Source organism: Micromonospora matsumotoense, assembly GCF_900091525.1.
Classification (GTDB): Bacteria; Actinomycetota; Actinomycetes; order Mycobacteriales; family Micromonosporaceae; genus Micromonospora; species Micromonospora matsumotoensis.
Window position 1 is genome coordinate 693,571 of record NZ_FMCU01000001.1, and the last position, 15,225, is coordinate 708,795.

The window sequence follows — 15,225 nt, forward strand, 5'->3', positions numbered from 1 at the left end:
CCTCGACGGTGCTACTTGACCTCGACCAGCCGCAGCGCGAGTTCGGGGCAGACCTTGACGGCCTTCATCGCCCCCTCCTTCAGCCAGGTCGGCACGGGGGTGGGCGGGAAGGCGGGGTAGCCGTTGGCGTCGAGCCGGATGAAGTCCGGTACGACGTGGGCGCAGAGCCCGTGCCCGTCGCAACGGGACCAGTCCAGGGTGAGCATCTTGGGGTTGGCGTCGGGGGCGCCGGGCAACCCCATCACGCCCTTGACCCGTTTGCCGCACCCCTCACCGGTGGTGTGCTGCCGCAGGTCGTCGGCGAACACCTCCATCGCGGAGAGCGCGAAGCGGGAGGTGCCGTCGGGGTGGCTGCACGCGCCCCGGCCCTTCACGTCGCCGGCGGCGGCCCGGACGACCTCCACCGGGGCGCTGCCCGAGACCGCCAGGTCGACGGCGCGGGCCAGGTCGGGCAGGCCCCGCTTGCACGGCCCGCACTGGCCGGCGGACTCCCCGGCCAGGTAGCGGACCACCTGGGCGGCCTCGCCGAGCGGGCAGGTGTCCCGGCCGAGCGGGATGATGATGCCGGCGCCGAGGGTGCCGCCGACGCTGGTGAGGCTCTTGCGGGTGAGCTCGGCCCGCTGCGCCGCCTCCCAGGTGATCCAGCGACCGTGGTAGCCGCCCATCAGGATGCCCGGCCCCTCCGGCACCTCGCACAGTTCGAGGATGTCCCGTAGCGGGGTGCCGGCGGCGCACTCCACCACGGCGGCGCGCTTGGCCTGGCCGGTCACGGTGAGCAGCACGGTGCCCGGCTCGTCGTCGGTGCCGAGCGCCGCGTACTCGTACGGGCCGAGCCGGGCGGCGATCGCCACCTGGGCGTACGTCTCGGCGTTGGACAGCAGGGTGGGCAGGTTACGTACGCCCGAGTCGCTGGACCGCTTCTTGGTGCCCGGCGGGATGTGCGGCAGTCCGTTGATCCCGTTGACCAGCGCGCCGCCCTCGCCGGAGATGAACCGGTGCGGCACGGTGACGATGGTGGTGGGCACCGGCATCCGGCGTTCGGCGAGGGCCTCGGTGAGCGATTCCCGGCCGATCAGGTCGTCGGCGACGCAGAGCACGATCTCCTCGGCGTCCAACGCGTAGGCGGACAGCGCGGCGCCGTCGAGGATCAGGTGCGGGGCCCGGGTGAGCAGCACCTTGTCCTTCCAACTGGCCGGTTCCCCCTCGGTGGCGTTGACCACCACCACGGCGGGCAGGTCCTGCCGTTCACAGGACTCCAGCACCGCCTTGAACTTGCGGTAGAACGGGAAGCCGGCCCCGCCCTTGCCCTTGAGCTGGATGGCCTCGGCCAGCCGGAGCAGGTTGGCGGGTTCCATCGGGCCGATCGGGCCGTGCTCCATCTCGTGTGCCATCAGGTCGAGCCGGCCGTACTCGGCGAAGCCGGCGGTGAGCCGGGGCTCGCCGATGCAGGCGACCGGGGGCACCTTGGTACGCATCACTTGGCTTCACCGCGCAGCCCGGCCCAGTACGCCCCGTCGACGGCGTCCGCGTTGGCCTTGCCCTTGCGCCGGCTCCGGCCGTCGCCGGTGGCCTTGCGGGCCCGCCGGGAGGCCAGGTCGACCAGGGTCGGGGTGTCGTCGACCGGGATGTCGTCGGCGACGTAGCGGGCCGGCGGACGCCAGTAGTCCGGCTCCTCGGGCACCTCCGGCTCGACGCTGTGCCGGCCGGAGCCGCTGCGCGGGGCGGCGGAGATCGGTTCGGCCGAGACGGGGCGGTTGGACTCCGACCACCGGCTCGGGCTGTCCCACGGCTCCTCGGGCTCCTCGGTGCGCCGCCGGGGCGGTGCCGAGTAGCGGGCGGCCAGGTCGTCGTCGTCGCGTCGGGCCCGGCGACCGGTGGAGACCGGGGCGATGTCCTCCTCGTACCGGGACCGGCGGGTGCCCGACACCGGGGCCACGTCCTCCTCGTAGCGGGCGCGGCGACTGCCGGAGACCGGGGCCACGTCCTCCTCGTACCGGGAGCGACGGGTGCCCGACACCGGGGCCACGTCCTCCTCGTAGCGGGCGCGGCGACTGCCGGAGACCGGGGCCACGTCCTCCTCGTACCGGGAGCGACGGGTGCCCGACACCGGGGCCACGTCCTCCTCGTAGCGGGCGCGGCGGGTGCCCGACACCGGGGCGACGTCCTCGTCGCGGCGGCGGGGCCGTTCGTCGCGCTCCTCGCGTTCGACGGTCCGGCGGCGGGCGGCCGGTTCCAGGTCGCGCTCGCGGCGGGGGTCCGGCGGCGTCTCCCGGGCGGGTCGGCCACCGCGGACGGGTTCCCGCAGGGTGCCGGGCTCGGGCACCACCGGAACGGTGAACCGCTCGGGGTCACGACGCCGGGCGGCGCCGGGCGGCGCGTTCCACGACGGGGCCAGGGCGGCCTCGGCCCAACCCGTCCGGCTCTCCCTGGTCTCCTCCTCCTTCTTGCGGCCGAGCCCGCTGAGCAGCGTCCGGCCCTTGCCCTCCTCGGTCGCCTTGGCGGTCATCGCCTTGTTCAGCGCGGCGGCCTGCTGCTGCTCGCGGGTGCGCTTGCCGAGGTAGACCGACAGCCGCACCATCAGCGCCACCACCACCAGCAGGACGCAGGCCAGGTAGCTGAGCACCACCCAGGACTTGGCGGCGCGGCCGGCGTTGAGGCCGTGGAACAGGGCGAACGGCCAGGAGAGGTAGGCCAGGGAGTGCAGGCTGCGCCAGAACCACTTGGGGCCGACGCCGGCGAAGCGGACCCGGACGATGCCGGTCCAGAAGACGCTCACCATGAGGAACGCGGCCACCGTGCCGAAGCCGACGTAGAGCCCGCTGCCGCCGATGAACGGGACCACGGCGTCGCTGGGCCCGGCCCGGCCGATCGCGATCTTGGTGATGACGTGGAACACCAGGCCGGCGACGGCGAGGACACCGGTGGCCCGGTGCGCGGACTGCAGCAGCACCCGGTGCCGGATCATGAGGACCAGCCGGTCGGTGGCGAGCAGGCCCATCATCACGGTGAGGCTGAGCGCCACCAGGGTGACCACCCCGGCGAAGAACTCGGTGAAGAAGAACCCGTACGCGTACATCACCGCACCGTTGCCGGTCATCTCCACGCCCGCCCAGAGCAGGCCCAGCGCGGAAGCCACCATCAGTGCCAGCACGGATTTCGACACGGTCCGGACACCACGGCTACTGGTGGAGGTCCGGACGGTCGCGGCCTTCTCATTCTGCTTTGCCCGGGCCATCTGCTCCTCGATCGTCTAACGGCGGCGCCACCACCGGCCGACCTTGCTCCCACCTCCAGTACGGACCGCCGGCGCGTACGGATCAGTGCGGGTGGTGAAAATTCTCGGTGGATTGTCGAACCACCCCGGCCCGGCGCACGTGTAGCCCCCGGCGCACCGCGTCGACAGCGCCCGGCGCAGCGACGGCCGTCCATCCGCTGACCGGCACCGCCCCGTCGGGCCACCCCGTCCGGACGATTCACGCCGATCGGAAGCTCTGCACCCGTTAGCCTTGCTTTGTGCTGTTTGACCGAATGATTGACCGGTGGGGGCGGGGTCCGCTCGCCGCCGTCGTCGGCGTACCGGCGCTGCTGGTGCTGGCCCTGCTGGTCGGCGCGGCGCTGCGGTACGACGCACCCGCACCGACCCGCCGGGCCGCCCCGCCACCGACCGCGACCGCCGCCCCGGCCGAGGACGAGACCGTGCCGCCCGCCGCACCGGCCCCCGCCGGGCTGCCGGTGATCGACTACGACCCGGCACCCGCCGGCTTCCCGGCCGACCCGCGCCCGCTCGACGTGACCCCGTTGACCGAGGGGCTCACCCCGACCCGGCACATCGCCGCGTACGACGCACCCGGCGGACGCCCCCGCGCCCTGCTCGCCCCCACCATCAACGGTGTCGAGCTGACCATGCCGGTGGTGGAACGCCGGACCGGCTGGACGGCGGTCCTGCTGCCCTCGGCGAGCCGCCGACTGGCCTGGCTGCCGGCGGGCGGCTGGACCCCGGTGGCCCTGCGTGACCAACTCGTGGTGCAGCGGCGGACCCACCGGCTCACCTGGTACCGGCACGGCAGCCCGCAGCACACCTGGCCGGTCAGCCTCGGCCTGCCCGGCCAGGAGACCCCGCTCGGCCGGACCTTCATCCTCGGCACCACGCCCCCACCCGAGCCGGTCTACGGCGGGGTGGACGTCTTCGCCCTCGGCGCGATCCCCGACGACCTGGACGCGGTGCCCACCGGCCTCAAGGGCGCGCACATCGGCCTGCACACCTGGCAGGACGACGACACCCTCGGCGAGAACGTCACCAACGGCTGTATCCGGCTGACCCGCACCGCCCAGCAGACCCTCCTCGACGAGGTCCGCCCCGGCACCGAACTGGTCGTCGTCGACGCCCTCCCCGCCTCCTGAGCCGGCGCACCGCCACGGCACCGGCAGCGCCGCCCCGGGCCCGGCCCGGCGGTCAGTCGCCGAGCAGCCAGCCGTTCTGTTCGGCAAGGCGGACGGCGGTGGCCCGGTTGCGGGCGCCGGTCTTGCCGATCGCCGCCGAGAGGTGGTTGCGGACCGTCCCCTCGGACAGGTGCAGCGTCGCCGCCAGGTCGGCCACCGTGCCGCCGCCCCGGGCCGCCCGCAGCACCTCGGTCTCCCGCTCGGTCAACGGGCTGGCCCCGGCGGCGAGGGTCTCCGCCGCGAGCGTCGGATCGACCACCCGCAGCCCGGCGTGCACCCGGCGGACCGCGTCGGCGAGTTGCCGGGCCGGGGTGTCCTTGACCACGAAGCCGCCCGCCCCGGCCTCCATCGCCCGACGCAGGTAGCCGGGGCGACCGAAGGTGGTCACCACCAGCACCCGGCAGCCGGGCAGCGCGGCCCGCAGCGCGGCGGTGGCGGCGATCCCGTCCAGCCCCGGCATCTCCACGTCGAGCAGCGCCACGTCCGGACCGGTGCGGCGGGCCGCGTCCACCACCTCGTCACCCCGGCCCACCTCGGCCACCACGTCGAGATCCGGCTCCAACGACAGCAGCGCGGCGAGCGCCCCCCGGACCAGCGCCTGGTCGTCGGCGAGCAGCAGCCGGATCGGGTCGCTCACCGCTGCCCCACCGGGACGGTGACCCGGAGCAGGAACCCGGTACCGTCCGGCCGCCGGCCGACCGTCACGGTGCCGTCGAGCCGCCGGGTGCGTTCCCGCAGCCCCAGCAGCCCGTGCCCGTCGGCGCCGTCCCCGTCGGCCGGCTCCCACCCGGTGGCACCGTCCGACCCGGCCGGTCCCCGCCCGTCGTCGGCGATCTCCACCCGGTCCGGGTGGACCCGGATCACGCACCGTCGCGCGCCACTGTGCCGTACCACGTTGGTCGCTCCCTCCCGGACCGCCCAGCCGAACAGTTCCTCCCGCGCCGCCGGCAGTGCCGGCGGATCGTCCGGCAGGTCACCGACGATGCCCGCGGCGGCCAGCGCCGACCGGGCCCCGGCCAGTTCGCCGCGCAGGCTGATCTCCCGGTACGCCCCGACGGTGCGCCGCACGTCGGCCAGCGCCTCCCGGGCCAGCCGCTCGACGTCGGCGATCTCGGCGGCGGCGCGGGCCGGGTCCAGCGCCAGCAGCCGCCCCGCCAGCTCCGCCTTGACCGCCACCACGGTCAGCGAGTGCCCGAGAATGTCGTGCAGGTCGCGGGCGGTGCGGGCGCGTTCCTCGGCGACGGCGAGCCGACCGATCTCGGCCTGGGCGGCCCGCAGCTCACCGTTGCGCTGTGCCAGCCGGCTCACGCCGAACATCGCGAACGAGGCGAGCAGCACCGCGAAGACGACCGTGCTCTCCGCCTCCCAGCCGGGCACCAGCGCGGCGGTGACCGGCGGGGTCGAGGCGGCGAGCACCACCACCACCAGGGCGTCCACCGGGGGCAGCAGGAACACGGCCGCCGCCGCGACGAAGACCAGCGTGGTCAGCCAGTCCCCCTCGGTGCCGGGGATGCCGGCCAGGCCGAGCCCGAGCAGCAGCCCCACGGACGCCCGGGCCCGGCCGACCGGGATCGGTCGGTGCGTCTGTCGCAGGCCACGCGCCCACTGGAAGATCAGCAGGTAGAGCACGCCGAAGACGACCAGGGTGGCCACGCCCACCGCCTGCCGCCAGGGCTGCGCCTGGTGCACGGCGGTGAACAGCGGAATGTTGAGGAAGAACAGCCACACCCCGGCGAGCAGCCACCCGGTGACCCGCCAGCGGCGGGTCACCGGGGAAGGCCTGTCGAACGGGAGATCCATCGGGTACACGCTAGTCTCCGTCGATCGGTGCACCGGCCCGGTCGGCCGGACCGCCACTCAGGCCGTTGGGTGTCCCGGCGGAACAGCCGGACCGCCGCTCAGACCCGTTGGGTGTCCCGGCGGAACAGCCGGGCCGCACCGAGGGCGAAGACCGCCGTCCAGCCGAGGACGTTGGCGAGCACCCCGAGGGTCACCGGGTCACCGGTCAGCGGCGCGCGGGCCAACTGACCCACCCCCCACACCGGGGTGAACTGGGCGAGCCGCTGCAACACGTCGGGCAGCGTCTCCACCGGCAGGAACAGGCCGCCGAACATGGCGAGCAGGGCGAGCACCGGCCCCATGAACTGCATGACGTTCTCCGCCGGGCCGAGGTAGCCGATGAGCAGTCCCAACGCGGCGAAGACCAGCGAGCCGAGCCAGGCCGCCAGTCCGGCCAGCAGCCAGACGTGCGCCGGCAGCCGTACCCCGGCGGTGGCGCCGACGGCGAACTCGATCACCACCGCGGCCAGTCCGAGGACCATCGCGGTGGCGACCTTCGTCGCGACGTAGGCGGCCGGGCGCAGCGGGGTCAGCCGGAGCTGACGGCTCCAGCCCAGGGCGCGTTCGGTGGCGACCGCCGCGCCCGCGCTGGTGGTGGCGACCATCGCGCCGTAGACGGCGAGGCTGACCATGATCCAGGCGAGCACCTGCCGGCCGTTGGGCAGCGTCTCGCCGCGCTGCGGGAGGCCGAACAGCAGGAAGAAGACCGCCGGCATGACCATGGTGAACAGCAGGGTCCGCCGGTTGCGCAGCACCCGGCGCATCTCGATCAGCAACACCGCCGGGGAGAACCCGCCGAGGGCCGGCGGCCGGCGGTCCGCCGTGGCGGTGCCGGTGGGGGTGGTCAGGGATGAGGTGGTCATCTCAGGCTCCAGCGGTGGGGGCGGCGGTCGCGGCGACGCGGGCCGGCACGGTGGTCGGGGCGACGTCGGCGGAGGCGTCGGCCGTCAGGGCCAGGAAGGCGTCCTCGAGGTTGCGGGAGGTGATCTCCAGGTCCCGGGCCGCGGTGCGGGTGAGCAGGTGCCGGGCGACGGCGTCCGAGTCGCCGGTGCGGATCAGCACGGCGTCGCCGCGTACCTCGACGGTGTCGACGCCGGGCAGCGCGGCCAGGCCGGCCTGGTCGGCCCCGGGCAGGGTGGCCCGGACGATCCGGCCCGCCGCCAGGTTCTTGATCTCGGCGGTGGTGCCGTCGGCGACCACCCGGCCCTGCCGGACCAGCACGATCCGGTCGGCGTACGCGTCGGCCTCGTCGAGGTAGTGGGTGGCGAAGACGACCGTCCGGCCGGACCGGGCGTCGGCCCGGATCGCCTGCCAGAAGTCGCGTCGCCCCTCGACGTCCATGCCGGTGGTCGGCTCGTCGAGGACCATCACGTCCGGGTCGGGCAGCAGGGCCAGCGCGAACCGCAGCCGTTGCTGCTGACCGCCGGAGCACTTGCCGACGAGCCGGTCGGCCAGGTCGGCGATCCCGGCCCGGGTGAGCACCTCGGCGACCGGTCGGGTCCGGCCGAAGAAGGACGCGGTCAGCCGGACCGTCTCGGCGACGGTCAGATCCTTGAGCAGGCCGCCGCTCTGCATGACGGCGGCGACCCGGCCGTAGCGGACGGCCTCGGCGGGGGTGCCGCCGAGCAGCCGGACCTCCCCGGCGTCCGGACGGGCCAGGCCGAGCAGCATGTCGATCGTGGTGGTCTTGCCGGCGCCGTTGGGGCCGAGAAAGGCCACCACCTCGCCCGGGTGGATGGTCAGATCGAGCCCGTCGACGGCGGTCACCGCGCCGAAGCTCTTCCGCAGGCCGCGCAACTCGACGGCCGGACAAGCACTGGTCATACGGGAAATCGTGCGCCCGTTGCCCGGTCCGTTCCCGGCCCTCCCGTCACCTCCCACCCATGACAAATGTCAGTCCTTCCCCGCCCGCTCCCTCTCCCCGCCCCTCCCCTGCTCTCGCGCCGTCGATCGGACCGCCGATCGCGCGCAGCCCGGTGGGCCGAACCCGGGCGCGGGCGAGCACCGGCGGACCGGGGCATCGGGGGGTGGAAGGTGGGTATGCGGCCGGGGTTGGGGGTGGGTGAGGTCGGGGAGGACGGCATGGGGAACACGTCGGGCGGGCGGGTCGACACGGTGGTGCTCGTGCACGGGCTGTGGATGACACCACGTAGTTGGGAGGGGTGGGCCGAGCGGTACGCCGCACGCGGGTTCCGGGTGCTCGCCCCGGCCTGGCCGGGCTTCGACCGGGAGGTGACCGCGCTGCGCGCCGACCCGGGAACGATCGCCGGCACCACCCTGCGTCAGGTGATCGACCACTACGCGGCGGTGCTCCGCGAGCTGCCCGGCCCCCCGATCGTGATCGGCCACTCGTTCGGCGGCCTGGTCGCCCAGGTGCTGGCCGACCGGGGCCTCGGCGCGGCCACCGTGGCGGTCGCGTCCGCCCCGGTCAAGGGGGTGCTCCGGCTGCCGATCAGCACGCTACGGGCGTCGTACCCGGTGCTGCACAGCCCGGTCAACCGGCACCGGGGGGTGCAGATCAGCCCGGACGAGTTCCGCTACGCCTTCGGCAACACCCTCCAGCCGGACGACTCCGACCGGGCCTGGCGGCGCTACGCCGTCCCCGCCGCCGGTCACGTGCTCTTCGAGGGGGCGTTCGCCAACCTCGACCCGCACTCCGCCGCGACCGTCGACACCGGCCGCAACGACCGGCCACCGTTGCTGCTGATCGCCGGTGGCGAGGACCACGTGTCCCCGCCGTCGCTGGTCAAGGCGAACGCCGGGCTCTATCAGAAGTCGCGGGCGGTGACCGCGTACCACGAGTTCCCCGGCCGCTCCCACTTCACGGTGGGTGAGCCGGGCTGGGGGGCGGTCGCCGACTACGCCCTGGACTGGGCGGTGCGGATGACGCAGGCCCCGGCGACGGCGGGCAACGCCCCCCGCCGGTGAGCCGGACGGCATCGTGGCGTCACGGTCGGTCGGTCGGCCCGGACGCGCGGCGCTGCCCTCACCGGATGCCCGCTCACCGCCACCCGCGCCGCCGGGAGCACTCGCCGTCGTGGTCGGGGCGGAGCAGGCAGCGCCGACCACCGGAGAGCAGCCGGTCACAGAACACCCAGTGGCGGGCGTTCTGGTCGTCCTCGGCGGAGACGGTGGTGCCACCCGGGTCGGTCTGCGGCAGGACGTGCGTCCAGTGCGCCACCACCCGGGCCAACCGTTGCGCGGAGAGCAGGTCGTTGGCCACCACCGGCAGGTGGATGACGAAGCGCCCGGTCACCGGTCCCACTCCCGCCCGTTGCGGCCGTGCGCCCGCTCGGCTTGCAGCTGGCACAGCGCGATCCTGACCCGGCCGGCCTCCCGCCGGCTCTGCCGCAGCGCGTCGTAGGCGGCGGTCAGCTCAGCGGCGACCTGGTCGAGGAACTCCCGCACCTCCTGCGGGTCGAGCCCGCGCCGCCCGAACCGCGCCGGCCGGAACCGCCGCTCCCGCACCTGCCACGGCAACAACCGAGGGGGTACGGCCGAATGGCGCTCGGCCGACGCCTGCACCGGTCGCCGGCCGCCTGCAACCCGGCGGCGGAAGAAGTCGCGCATGACAGGACCTGCCTCTCCTCGAGATTGACCTGTGGAGGGGTGGGCCCACCGACCCGCCGCGCACCGGCGGACCCACCCCGGCACCCACCGCCGCAGCCTCCACGCAGCAGTACGACAGCAGGGCCCACATGGCCACTGAGCAGCGATAACTCCCAGCGACCGCCGAAGCAGTCAAACACCGCAGGCAACTGATTGCAACGTCTCAATTGCGTTGCGCGACCAGACTCGTAGCCATGGATGAGCACCGTGTGTAATGTGTCCATTACTGCAGAGACAAGCGGTCGTCGAAATTGGACGGCCAGGTGTCCAGGCCAGCCGAGCCGGGAGGACGACGTTGTCACAATCAGTGACCGGGACGACCATGCTGCGACGCCAGATCGGGCGGAAGTTCGAGTCGTTGCGCCGGGCGGCCGGGCTGACCATGGAACAGGCCGCCGAACGCATGGACCGGGCACGGGCAACCCTGCACCGGATCGAGAACGGTGCCGAACACGTCCGCTACCGGCAGGCCGACGTGCAGCAGATGCTCGACCTCTACGGTGCCTCTACCGCGGACAGCGAGTTGCTCCTGGCCATGACGGCGGCCACCCGTGAGAACAAGAACTGGTGGCACGACTACGTCGGCTCCGGCCTGCCCCGGTGGTTCCAGCTCTACATCGGACTGGAATCGGCGGCCTCACACATCCGCCAGTACGAGTCGGAGTTGGTCCCCGGCCTGCTCCAAACCCGCGCCTACGCGGAACATGTCTCCCGACTCCCCAGCGGCGGGATCGACACCAGCGATGACGAGACACATCAGCGGGCCGTTCAACTTCGGGTGGAGCGACAGGCGTTGCTCACCCGGTTCTCCCCGCCGCAACTCAGCGTGATAATCAACGAGGCCGTGCTACGCCGGCCGGTGGGCAGCAAGGGGATCATGGCAGAACAGCTTCATCAGACCATCAAGGCCGCAGAACTACCCAACGTCACCGTGAGAGTGATGGAATTTTCTGCCGGACTACATGCCGGAATGACGGCTGGAGGCTTCTCGATGCTGGAGTTTCCGCGGGACGCCACCGGCAGGGAGGTGGAGCCGCCCGTGACCTACATCGAGTCCGCGACGGGGGCGATCTACCTGGACAAGCCGCACGAGACGGCCGTGTATGGCGCCATCTGGGCCGACATGACGAGCCGTGTCCTCAATGAGTCCCGGTCAATGAGCCTGATCCAGCGAGTAGCAGAGGAGTACTCCCGTGCCTGACCTGACCGATGCCGTCTGGCGCAAGTCCACCCGCAGCAACGCTGGCGGCAACTGCGTCGAGGTCGCCAACAACCTCCCCAGCGTTGTCGGACTCCGTGACAGCAAGGACCCCACCGGCCCGGCACTGGCCTTCACTCCTGATGCCTGGGCGGCCTTCGTCCACGGCGTCAAAGCAGAATCACTGAACCCGGAGGCCACCGGGGAGTACGCCCGTGCCTGACCTGACCGGCGCTGCGTGGCGCAAGTCCACCCGCAGCAACAACGGCGGCAACTGCGTCGAGGTCGCCGACAACATCCCCGGCGTCGTCGGGCTCCGTGACAGAAGGACCCGACCGGCCCCACTCTCACCTTCGCGCCCCGAACGTGGACGCGATTCCTGACGAGGATCAAGCAGCAGTCGCCCCGGCACTGAGAGGGACACCGCAGAGGCCGGGCTTCCCTGCCCCTCGTCCGGTGCTGGTGCCCGCCGCCGCCAGCGGGAAGCCCCTGCTGTCGTGGTCACGACCGCCGCCACCCGGCCGCGATGCGCGGGGCGGATGGCGTCAGCTTTGCGACACCCACCTCGACACGCCCGCCCGAACGGCACACAATCGGCCGCCCCGACCTGCACAGGCGAGGGGCACGTCAAGATTCGCCGCCCGGAAGGTGCACCGTGTCACGCTACTTCGGCTGGGTCAAGGATCATCAGAAGCTGGCTCTCGCCGGAGTCATCATCGGCGCGGCGAGCCTCTTGGTGGCGACACTCGGCTTTGGGCGTGATCTGTTCGATATCGAATTCCCGCAGGCCAACCATCCCGCACCCACCTCAGCGGCCGGGCCGAGCGCTTCCGCGTACCCACCGCCGCCAGCTTCCGAGGACCCGACCTCCGGCATCTCGGAGAGGCCGAGCGATCAGACACGCCCCACGCCCACCGACACGGTCGACCCCACCCCCACCCCCACCCCCACCCCGGAGGACAGTCCTGAGGAAACCTCGGTGCGTTACCTCGACGAACTCGACGCGGAGGACCGCAACGGCGGTTACGTCAAAGGGCTGGTGACCATGGGCAACAAGCCCTACGACCGGAGCGTCGAACTCAGCTGCAACGGCACCAACACCTACTTCATCTTTCCCGTCGCCGGGATGCGGACCCTCGACTTCTGGCTGGGCATCGACGACAACACCCCCGGTGCCTCCGGGCTGGTCGCCGACGTGGCCTTCTACCGGGACAGCGGAGGACAGCTCGACAGCAACAAGGTGGCCAAGCTGGGGCCCGCCACCCACATCAAGGTCAATATCACCGGTACCACCCAGTTGAAGATCCGCTGCACCGGACGGAATGCCAACTCGGGCCGTCAGGCCAACGTCGCCCACGTCGCCTTCGGCAAGGCGATGCTCACCGCCTCCCCGCGCTGAACGGCCGGCTCACCTTCGTCCCTCGGCGGACGTGAGTGGCGCAGAGGTGCCGAGACTCCGGCCACGGGCCCGGCCCGATGCCCGGCCAGGACACGCGGTCAGCGACCACCCGGCCCTTGTCACCGCGTCGGCGTTCAGGGCTGGTGGCGCTGTTGCGGAGGCAGTCCCACGTGCACCCCGCCGGAGATGTCGCGCGCCTGCACCACCGGGCCGGTGACCTGGCCCGACACCGTGTTGGTCACCGCGTCGGCCCGTACGGTCGCCTGCTGGAAGGTCGCCCAGCGGCGGCGTAGCTCCTGGTCGAAGTCCGGATCACGGGCGGCGGCGTCGCCCAGTGCCCGACGCAACTCCACGGCCCGGTCGTCGCCCTCCGGAGATGTGGGCTCGGCGACGAGCGAGGCCCGAAGCTCTCGGTGGCCGGTCGCCTTACGGCGAACGAGATGCATCAGCGACGCGAGGGCCTCCCTTCCCGCATCGGTCAGGCCCTCGACGGCACGGGTCGACAGTGCCACGGCGATCGCCGTGAGAATCGGGTCATCCATCCCGCTCCCCCTGGTCAGTTGAGGTGTCGTCGTGGTCGATGGCCGCCAGGCGTCGTTGCACGTCCGCCGCGAGGGGGTCGTCGAGTTCCAGCAGCGTCAGCAGCGCATCGGCCAGGGCTTCGCGGGCAGCGTGCGGCTGGTGGAGCCGGAGGTGGGCGTCACCCTCGTACGCGCGGGCCAGCGCGGCATGCCGGCGGTCACCGAGTTCGCGGAACAACGCGGCGGCCGAGGTCACCGCCGCCAACGCCTGTTCGGGCTCACCGGTGTGCAGCAGCGTCTGCCCACGGTGGAGTGCGACAAGCCCCTGGCTCCACCGGTTGCCCAGCCGCGCGAACACCGTCGTCGCGTCGTCGTACGAGACAAGGGCCTCAGCGAAGCGACCGGCGCCGCGTTGCGCGTTGCCGAGACTCATCAGGGCCAGGCCGGTGCCGCGTTCCTCGCCCAACTGCCGGAAGGTCCGCAGCGCCTCCTGGGCGTAGCGGGTCGCCTCGGGGAAGTCTCCCCGGTCCTCGTCCACCAGGCCGCATCCGCGCAGGGCGTACCCGGTGGTCCACGCGTCTCCGACCTCCCGTGCCGCGTGCAGCGAACCGGCGTAGCAGCGCCCGGCCTCGTCGAGGTCTCCCCGGTCCCACCAGGCGTCGCCGAGGCTGAGCAGCAACCACCCTTCGGCACGACGGTCACCCAGGTGACGGGCGCAGACCAGACCCGCCAGGTGGCTGTCGATCCACGCCTTCCAGTAGGACCTGCGCTCGAAGAAGGCCATGCTGGCGAGCGCGATCTGCCAGCCGAGCCGGTGATGACCCCACTCCGGCGCGGCACGGATGACGTCGAGCAGGTTGAGCCGTTCGTGTTCGCACCACCGCAGCGCATCGTCGAGCGTGGCGTCGGGTGGGATGTCGACGTCGGGCAGGGGGCGGCCCTGCGGAAGGATCGCCCGGTAGGCCGCGTAGGTGTGGTGCAGATACCTTCGCAGCAGTCGCTCCCGGGCGGCGTGGACGGCCTCCGGGCTCTCGTCGAAGGTCGCTCGCTCCATCGCGTACAGCCTCAGCAGATCGTGCAGACGGAACCGGTGCGGTCCGCTGCGGGTGAGCAGGTGTAGTCCGACCAGCGAATCGAGGTGGCGGCGCGCGACCGAGGGGGCGTGCGCGGTGAGGCGGGCTGCCGCGTCGAGCGCGATGTCGGCTCCGGGGTGCAGGCCGACCAGCCGGAACATCCGCGCCGTCTCGGCGCTCAACGCCTGGTACGACCAGGAGAAGACCGTCCGGACGGCCGACAGGTCGTCCTCCTCGACGGCCAGCGCGTCGAGGCGGCTCTCCTCGGCGGTCAACTCCTCCACCAACTCCGCGAGCGGCCGTTCCTCGTCGAGCCGGGCACGGTCGGCGACGATGCGTAGGGCGAGTGGCAGGTACGAACAGAGTTCGATCAGCCGGGCCACCACGTCGGGTTGCCGGTCGACCCGCTCGGTGCCGATCGTCACCCCGAGCAGCCGGATCGCGTCCTGGCGCGACAACACCTCCAGCACCGCCCGGATGGCGCCGTCGCGGACGGTCAGCCCCGACAGCCGGCTGCGGCTCGTGATGATCACCATGCAGCTCGGTGCGGCGGGGAGCAGTGGCCGCACCTGCTCGGCAGTGGCGGCGTTGTCGAGCAGGATCAGCATCCGCCGACCGGTGGTCAACGACCGGTAGAGCGCGGTGCGGTCGTGCAGGTCGCGCGGCACCTTCTCGGCGGGCACGTCCATCGCCCGGAGGAAACCGTCGAGGGCCTCGTGCGGGGTCAGCGGCGGAACGGCGTCATATCCGCGCAGGTTGATGTAGAGGTCGCCGTCGGGAAAGCGTTGCCGTACCCGGTGCGCCCAGTGCACGGCCAGCGCCGTCTTGCCCACCCCGGCGCTGCCCGAGATCGTGGAGATGGTGACGACGGGCAACTGCGACTTGTCGGTGATCAGTTCGACCTCGTCGAGCAGCGAATCAAGTTGCTGAATGTGCACCTCGCGGTCGATGAACCCCTTGGTCGCGGGCGGCAACTGCCGGGGCGACGGCAATGGCGTCTCCGTGACCGTGCGCAGGTTCACGTTGCCCTGAATGAGCCCGGCCTGGATCACCGCCCCACTGCGGCCGGAAAAGTCGTTGTCCACCCGACCCCGGTCGTCACTCATGACACCGTCTACCCAGGAGTCGACGGGCCGGCAGGGCGCC

At 72.6% G+C, this 15,225-nt stretch carries 15 protein-coding genes and 1 pseudogene; 6 read left to right on the top strand and 10 right to left on the bottom strand.

What is annotated here, in order from left to right:
• Positions 1 to 11: 11 nt before the first annotated feature.
• Together GA0070216_RS02980 and GA0070216_RS02985 are read right to left on the bottom strand one after the other, a co-directional pair.
• Positions 12 to 1,478 carry an NADH-quinone oxidoreductase subunit NuoF family protein gene (locus GA0070216_RS02980; RefSeq protein ID WP_091238291.1) on the bottom strand — a complete coding sequence of 489 codons (1,467 nt, stop codon included), beginning with the start codon at positions 1,476 to 1,478 and terminating at the stop codon, positions 12 to 14.
• Entirely contained in the window at positions 1,475 to 3,163 is a 1,689-nt protein-coding gene (locus GA0070216_RS02985; protein WP_245722260.1) for a ferric reductase-like transmembrane domain-containing protein, read from the bottom strand. The genes GA0070216_RS02980 and GA0070216_RS02985 overlap by 4 nt, the downstream gene beginning before the upstream one ends.
• Positions 3,164 to 3,513: 350 nt before the next feature.
• On the opposite strand from GA0070216_RS02985, the gene GA0070216_RS02990 reads away from it, so the two are divergent.
• A complete protein-coding gene (locus GA0070216_RS02990; protein ID WP_091238296.1) occupies positions 3,514 to 4,401 on the top strand; it encodes a L,D-transpeptidase in 888 nt (295 codons plus the stop codon).
• Positions 4,402 to 4,453: 52 nt separating this feature from the next.
• On the opposite strand, the gene GA0070216_RS02995 is transcribed toward GA0070216_RS02990, so the two are convergent.
• The 4 genes from GA0070216_RS02995 to GA0070216_RS03010 all read right to left on the bottom strand — a co-directional run bounded on the left by GA0070216_RS02995 (position 4,454) and on the right by GA0070216_RS03010 (position 8,103).
• On the bottom strand, positions 4,454 to 5,077 hold the full coding sequence (locus GA0070216_RS02995; RefSeq protein ID WP_091238299.1) for a response regulator transcription factor: 624 nt from the start codon (positions 5,075 to 5,077) through the stop codon (positions 4,454 to 4,456).
• Positions 5,074 to 6,240 (bottom strand): sensor histidine kinase, encoded by a 1,167-nt coding sequence (locus GA0070216_RS03000; RefSeq protein ID WP_141722998.1) that lies wholly within the window; start codon positions 6,238 to 6,240, stop codon positions 5,074 to 5,076. The genes GA0070216_RS02995 and GA0070216_RS03000 overlap by 4 nt, the downstream gene beginning before the upstream one ends.
• Before the next feature lie 98 nt (positions 6,241 to 6,338).
• Positions 6,339 to 7,142: an ABC transporter permease gene (locus GA0070216_RS03005; protein ID WP_091238304.1), complete on the bottom strand. Its 804-nt coding sequence runs from the start codon at positions 7,140 to 7,142 to the stop codon at positions 6,339 to 6,341.
• 1 nt (position 7,143) lies between these two features.
• The gene (locus GA0070216_RS03010) at positions 7,144 to 8,103 is read right to left on the bottom strand and encodes an ABC transporter ATP-binding protein (RefSeq protein ID WP_091238306.1); all 960 of its coding nucleotides are present in this window, start codon (positions 8,101 to 8,103) and stop codon (positions 7,144 to 7,146) included.
• 258 nt (positions 8,104 to 8,361) lie between these two features.
• Here GA0070216_RS03010 and GA0070216_RS03015 point away from each other — a divergent pair, with 258 nt between their 5' ends.
• Positions 8,362 to 9,207 (top strand): alpha/beta hydrolase, encoded by an 846-nt coding sequence (locus GA0070216_RS03015; protein WP_091238956.1) that lies wholly within the window; start codon positions 8,362 to 8,364, stop codon positions 9,205 to 9,207.
• A 73-nt stretch (positions 9,208 to 9,280) separates the two neighbouring features.
• Here GA0070216_RS03015 and GA0070216_RS03020 read toward each other — a convergent pair whose 3' ends face one another.
• On the bottom strand, positions 9,281 to 9,535 hold the full coding sequence (locus GA0070216_RS03020) for a hypothetical protein (protein ID WP_091238959.1): 255 nt from the start codon (positions 9,533 to 9,535) through the stop codon (positions 9,281 to 9,283).
• On the bottom strand, positions 9,532 to 9,849 hold the full coding sequence (locus tag GA0070216_RS03025) for a DivIVA domain-containing protein (RefSeq protein ID WP_091238309.1): 318 nt from the start codon (positions 9,847 to 9,849) through the stop codon (positions 9,532 to 9,534). The genes GA0070216_RS03020 and GA0070216_RS03025 overlap by 4 nt, the downstream gene beginning before the upstream one ends.
• A gap of 361 nt (positions 9,850 to 10,210) precedes the next feature.
• Between GA0070216_RS03025 and GA0070216_RS03030 the strand changes: the two genes are divergently transcribed.
• The 4 genes and pseudogenes from GA0070216_RS03030 to GA0070216_RS03045 all read left to right on the top strand — a co-directional run bounded on the left by GA0070216_RS03030 (position 10,211) and on the right by GA0070216_RS03045 (position 12,485).
• A complete protein-coding gene (locus GA0070216_RS03030) occupies positions 10,211 to 11,089 on the top strand; it encodes a helix-turn-helix domain-containing protein (protein WP_176738814.1) in 879 nt (292 codons plus the stop codon).
• Positions 11,082 to 11,309, top strand: a complete 228-nt coding sequence (locus GA0070216_RS03035) for a DUF397 domain-containing protein (protein ID WP_091238315.1) — start codon at positions 11,082 to 11,084, stop codon at positions 11,307 to 11,309. Before GA0070216_RS03030 ends, GA0070216_RS03035 begins: the two co-directional genes overlap by 8 nt.
• A pseudogene (locus GA0070216_RS03040) lies at positions 11,302 to 11,501 on the top strand (DUF397 domain-containing protein). Before GA0070216_RS03035 ends, GA0070216_RS03040 begins: the two are co-directional and overlap by 8 nt.
• Positions 11,502 to 11,741: 240 nt before the next feature.
• Positions 11,742 to 12,485: an NPCBM/NEW2 domain-containing protein gene (locus GA0070216_RS03045; protein ID WP_176738795.1), complete on the top strand. Its 744-nt coding sequence runs from the start codon at positions 11,742 to 11,744 to the stop codon at positions 12,483 to 12,485.
• Positions 12,486 to 12,619: 134 nt separating this feature from the next.
• Here the strand turns inward: GA0070216_RS03045 and GA0070216_RS03050 are convergent, their stop codons facing one another.
• Together GA0070216_RS03050 and GA0070216_RS03055 are read right to left on the bottom strand one after the other, a co-directional pair.
• Positions 12,620 to 13,027 carry a hypothetical protein gene (locus tag GA0070216_RS03050; protein ID WP_091238321.1) on the bottom strand — a complete coding sequence of 136 codons (408 nt, stop codon included), beginning with the start codon at positions 13,025 to 13,027 and terminating at the stop codon, positions 12,620 to 12,622.
• Positions 13,020 to 15,185: an ATP-binding protein gene (locus tag GA0070216_RS03055; protein ID WP_176738796.1), complete on the bottom strand. Its 2,166-nt coding sequence runs from the start codon at positions 15,183 to 15,185 to the stop codon at positions 13,020 to 13,022. Before GA0070216_RS03055 ends, GA0070216_RS03050 begins: the two co-directional genes overlap by 8 nt.
• Positions 15,186 to 15,225 lie beyond the last annotated feature (40 nt).

Coding starts and splice junctions, on each gene's coding strand:
- GA0070216_RS03000 (WP_141722998.1), bottom strand. CDS start 6,240: ATGGATCTCCCGTTCGACAGGCCTTCCCCGGTGACCCGCCGCTGGCGG.
- GA0070216_RS03005 (WP_091238304.1), bottom strand. CDS start 7,142: ATGACCACCTCATCCCTGACCACCCCCACCGGCACCGCCACGGCGGAC.
- GA0070216_RS03010 (WP_091238306.1), bottom strand. CDS start 8,103: ATGACCAGTGCTTGTCCGGCCGTCGAGTTGCGCGGCCTGCGGAAGAGC.
- GA0070216_RS03015 (WP_091238956.1), top strand. CDS start 8,362: ATGGGGAACACGTCGGGCGGGCGGGTCGACACGGTGGTGCTCGTGCAC.
- GA0070216_RS03025 (WP_091238309.1), bottom strand. CDS start 9,849: ATGCGCGACTTCTTCCGCCGCCGGGTTGCAGGCGGCCGGCGACCGGTG.
- GA0070216_RS03030 (WP_176738814.1), top strand. CDS start 10,211: ATGCTGCGACGCCAGATCGGGCGGAAGTTCGAGTCGTTGCGCCGGGCG.
- GA0070216_RS03050 (WP_091238321.1), bottom strand. CDS start 13,027: ATGGATGACCCGATTCTCACGGCGATCGCCGTGGCACTGTCGACCCGT.
- GA0070216_RS03055 (WP_176738796.1), bottom strand. CDS start 15,185: ATGAGTGACGACCGGGGTCGGGTGGACAACGACTTTTCCGGCCGCAGT.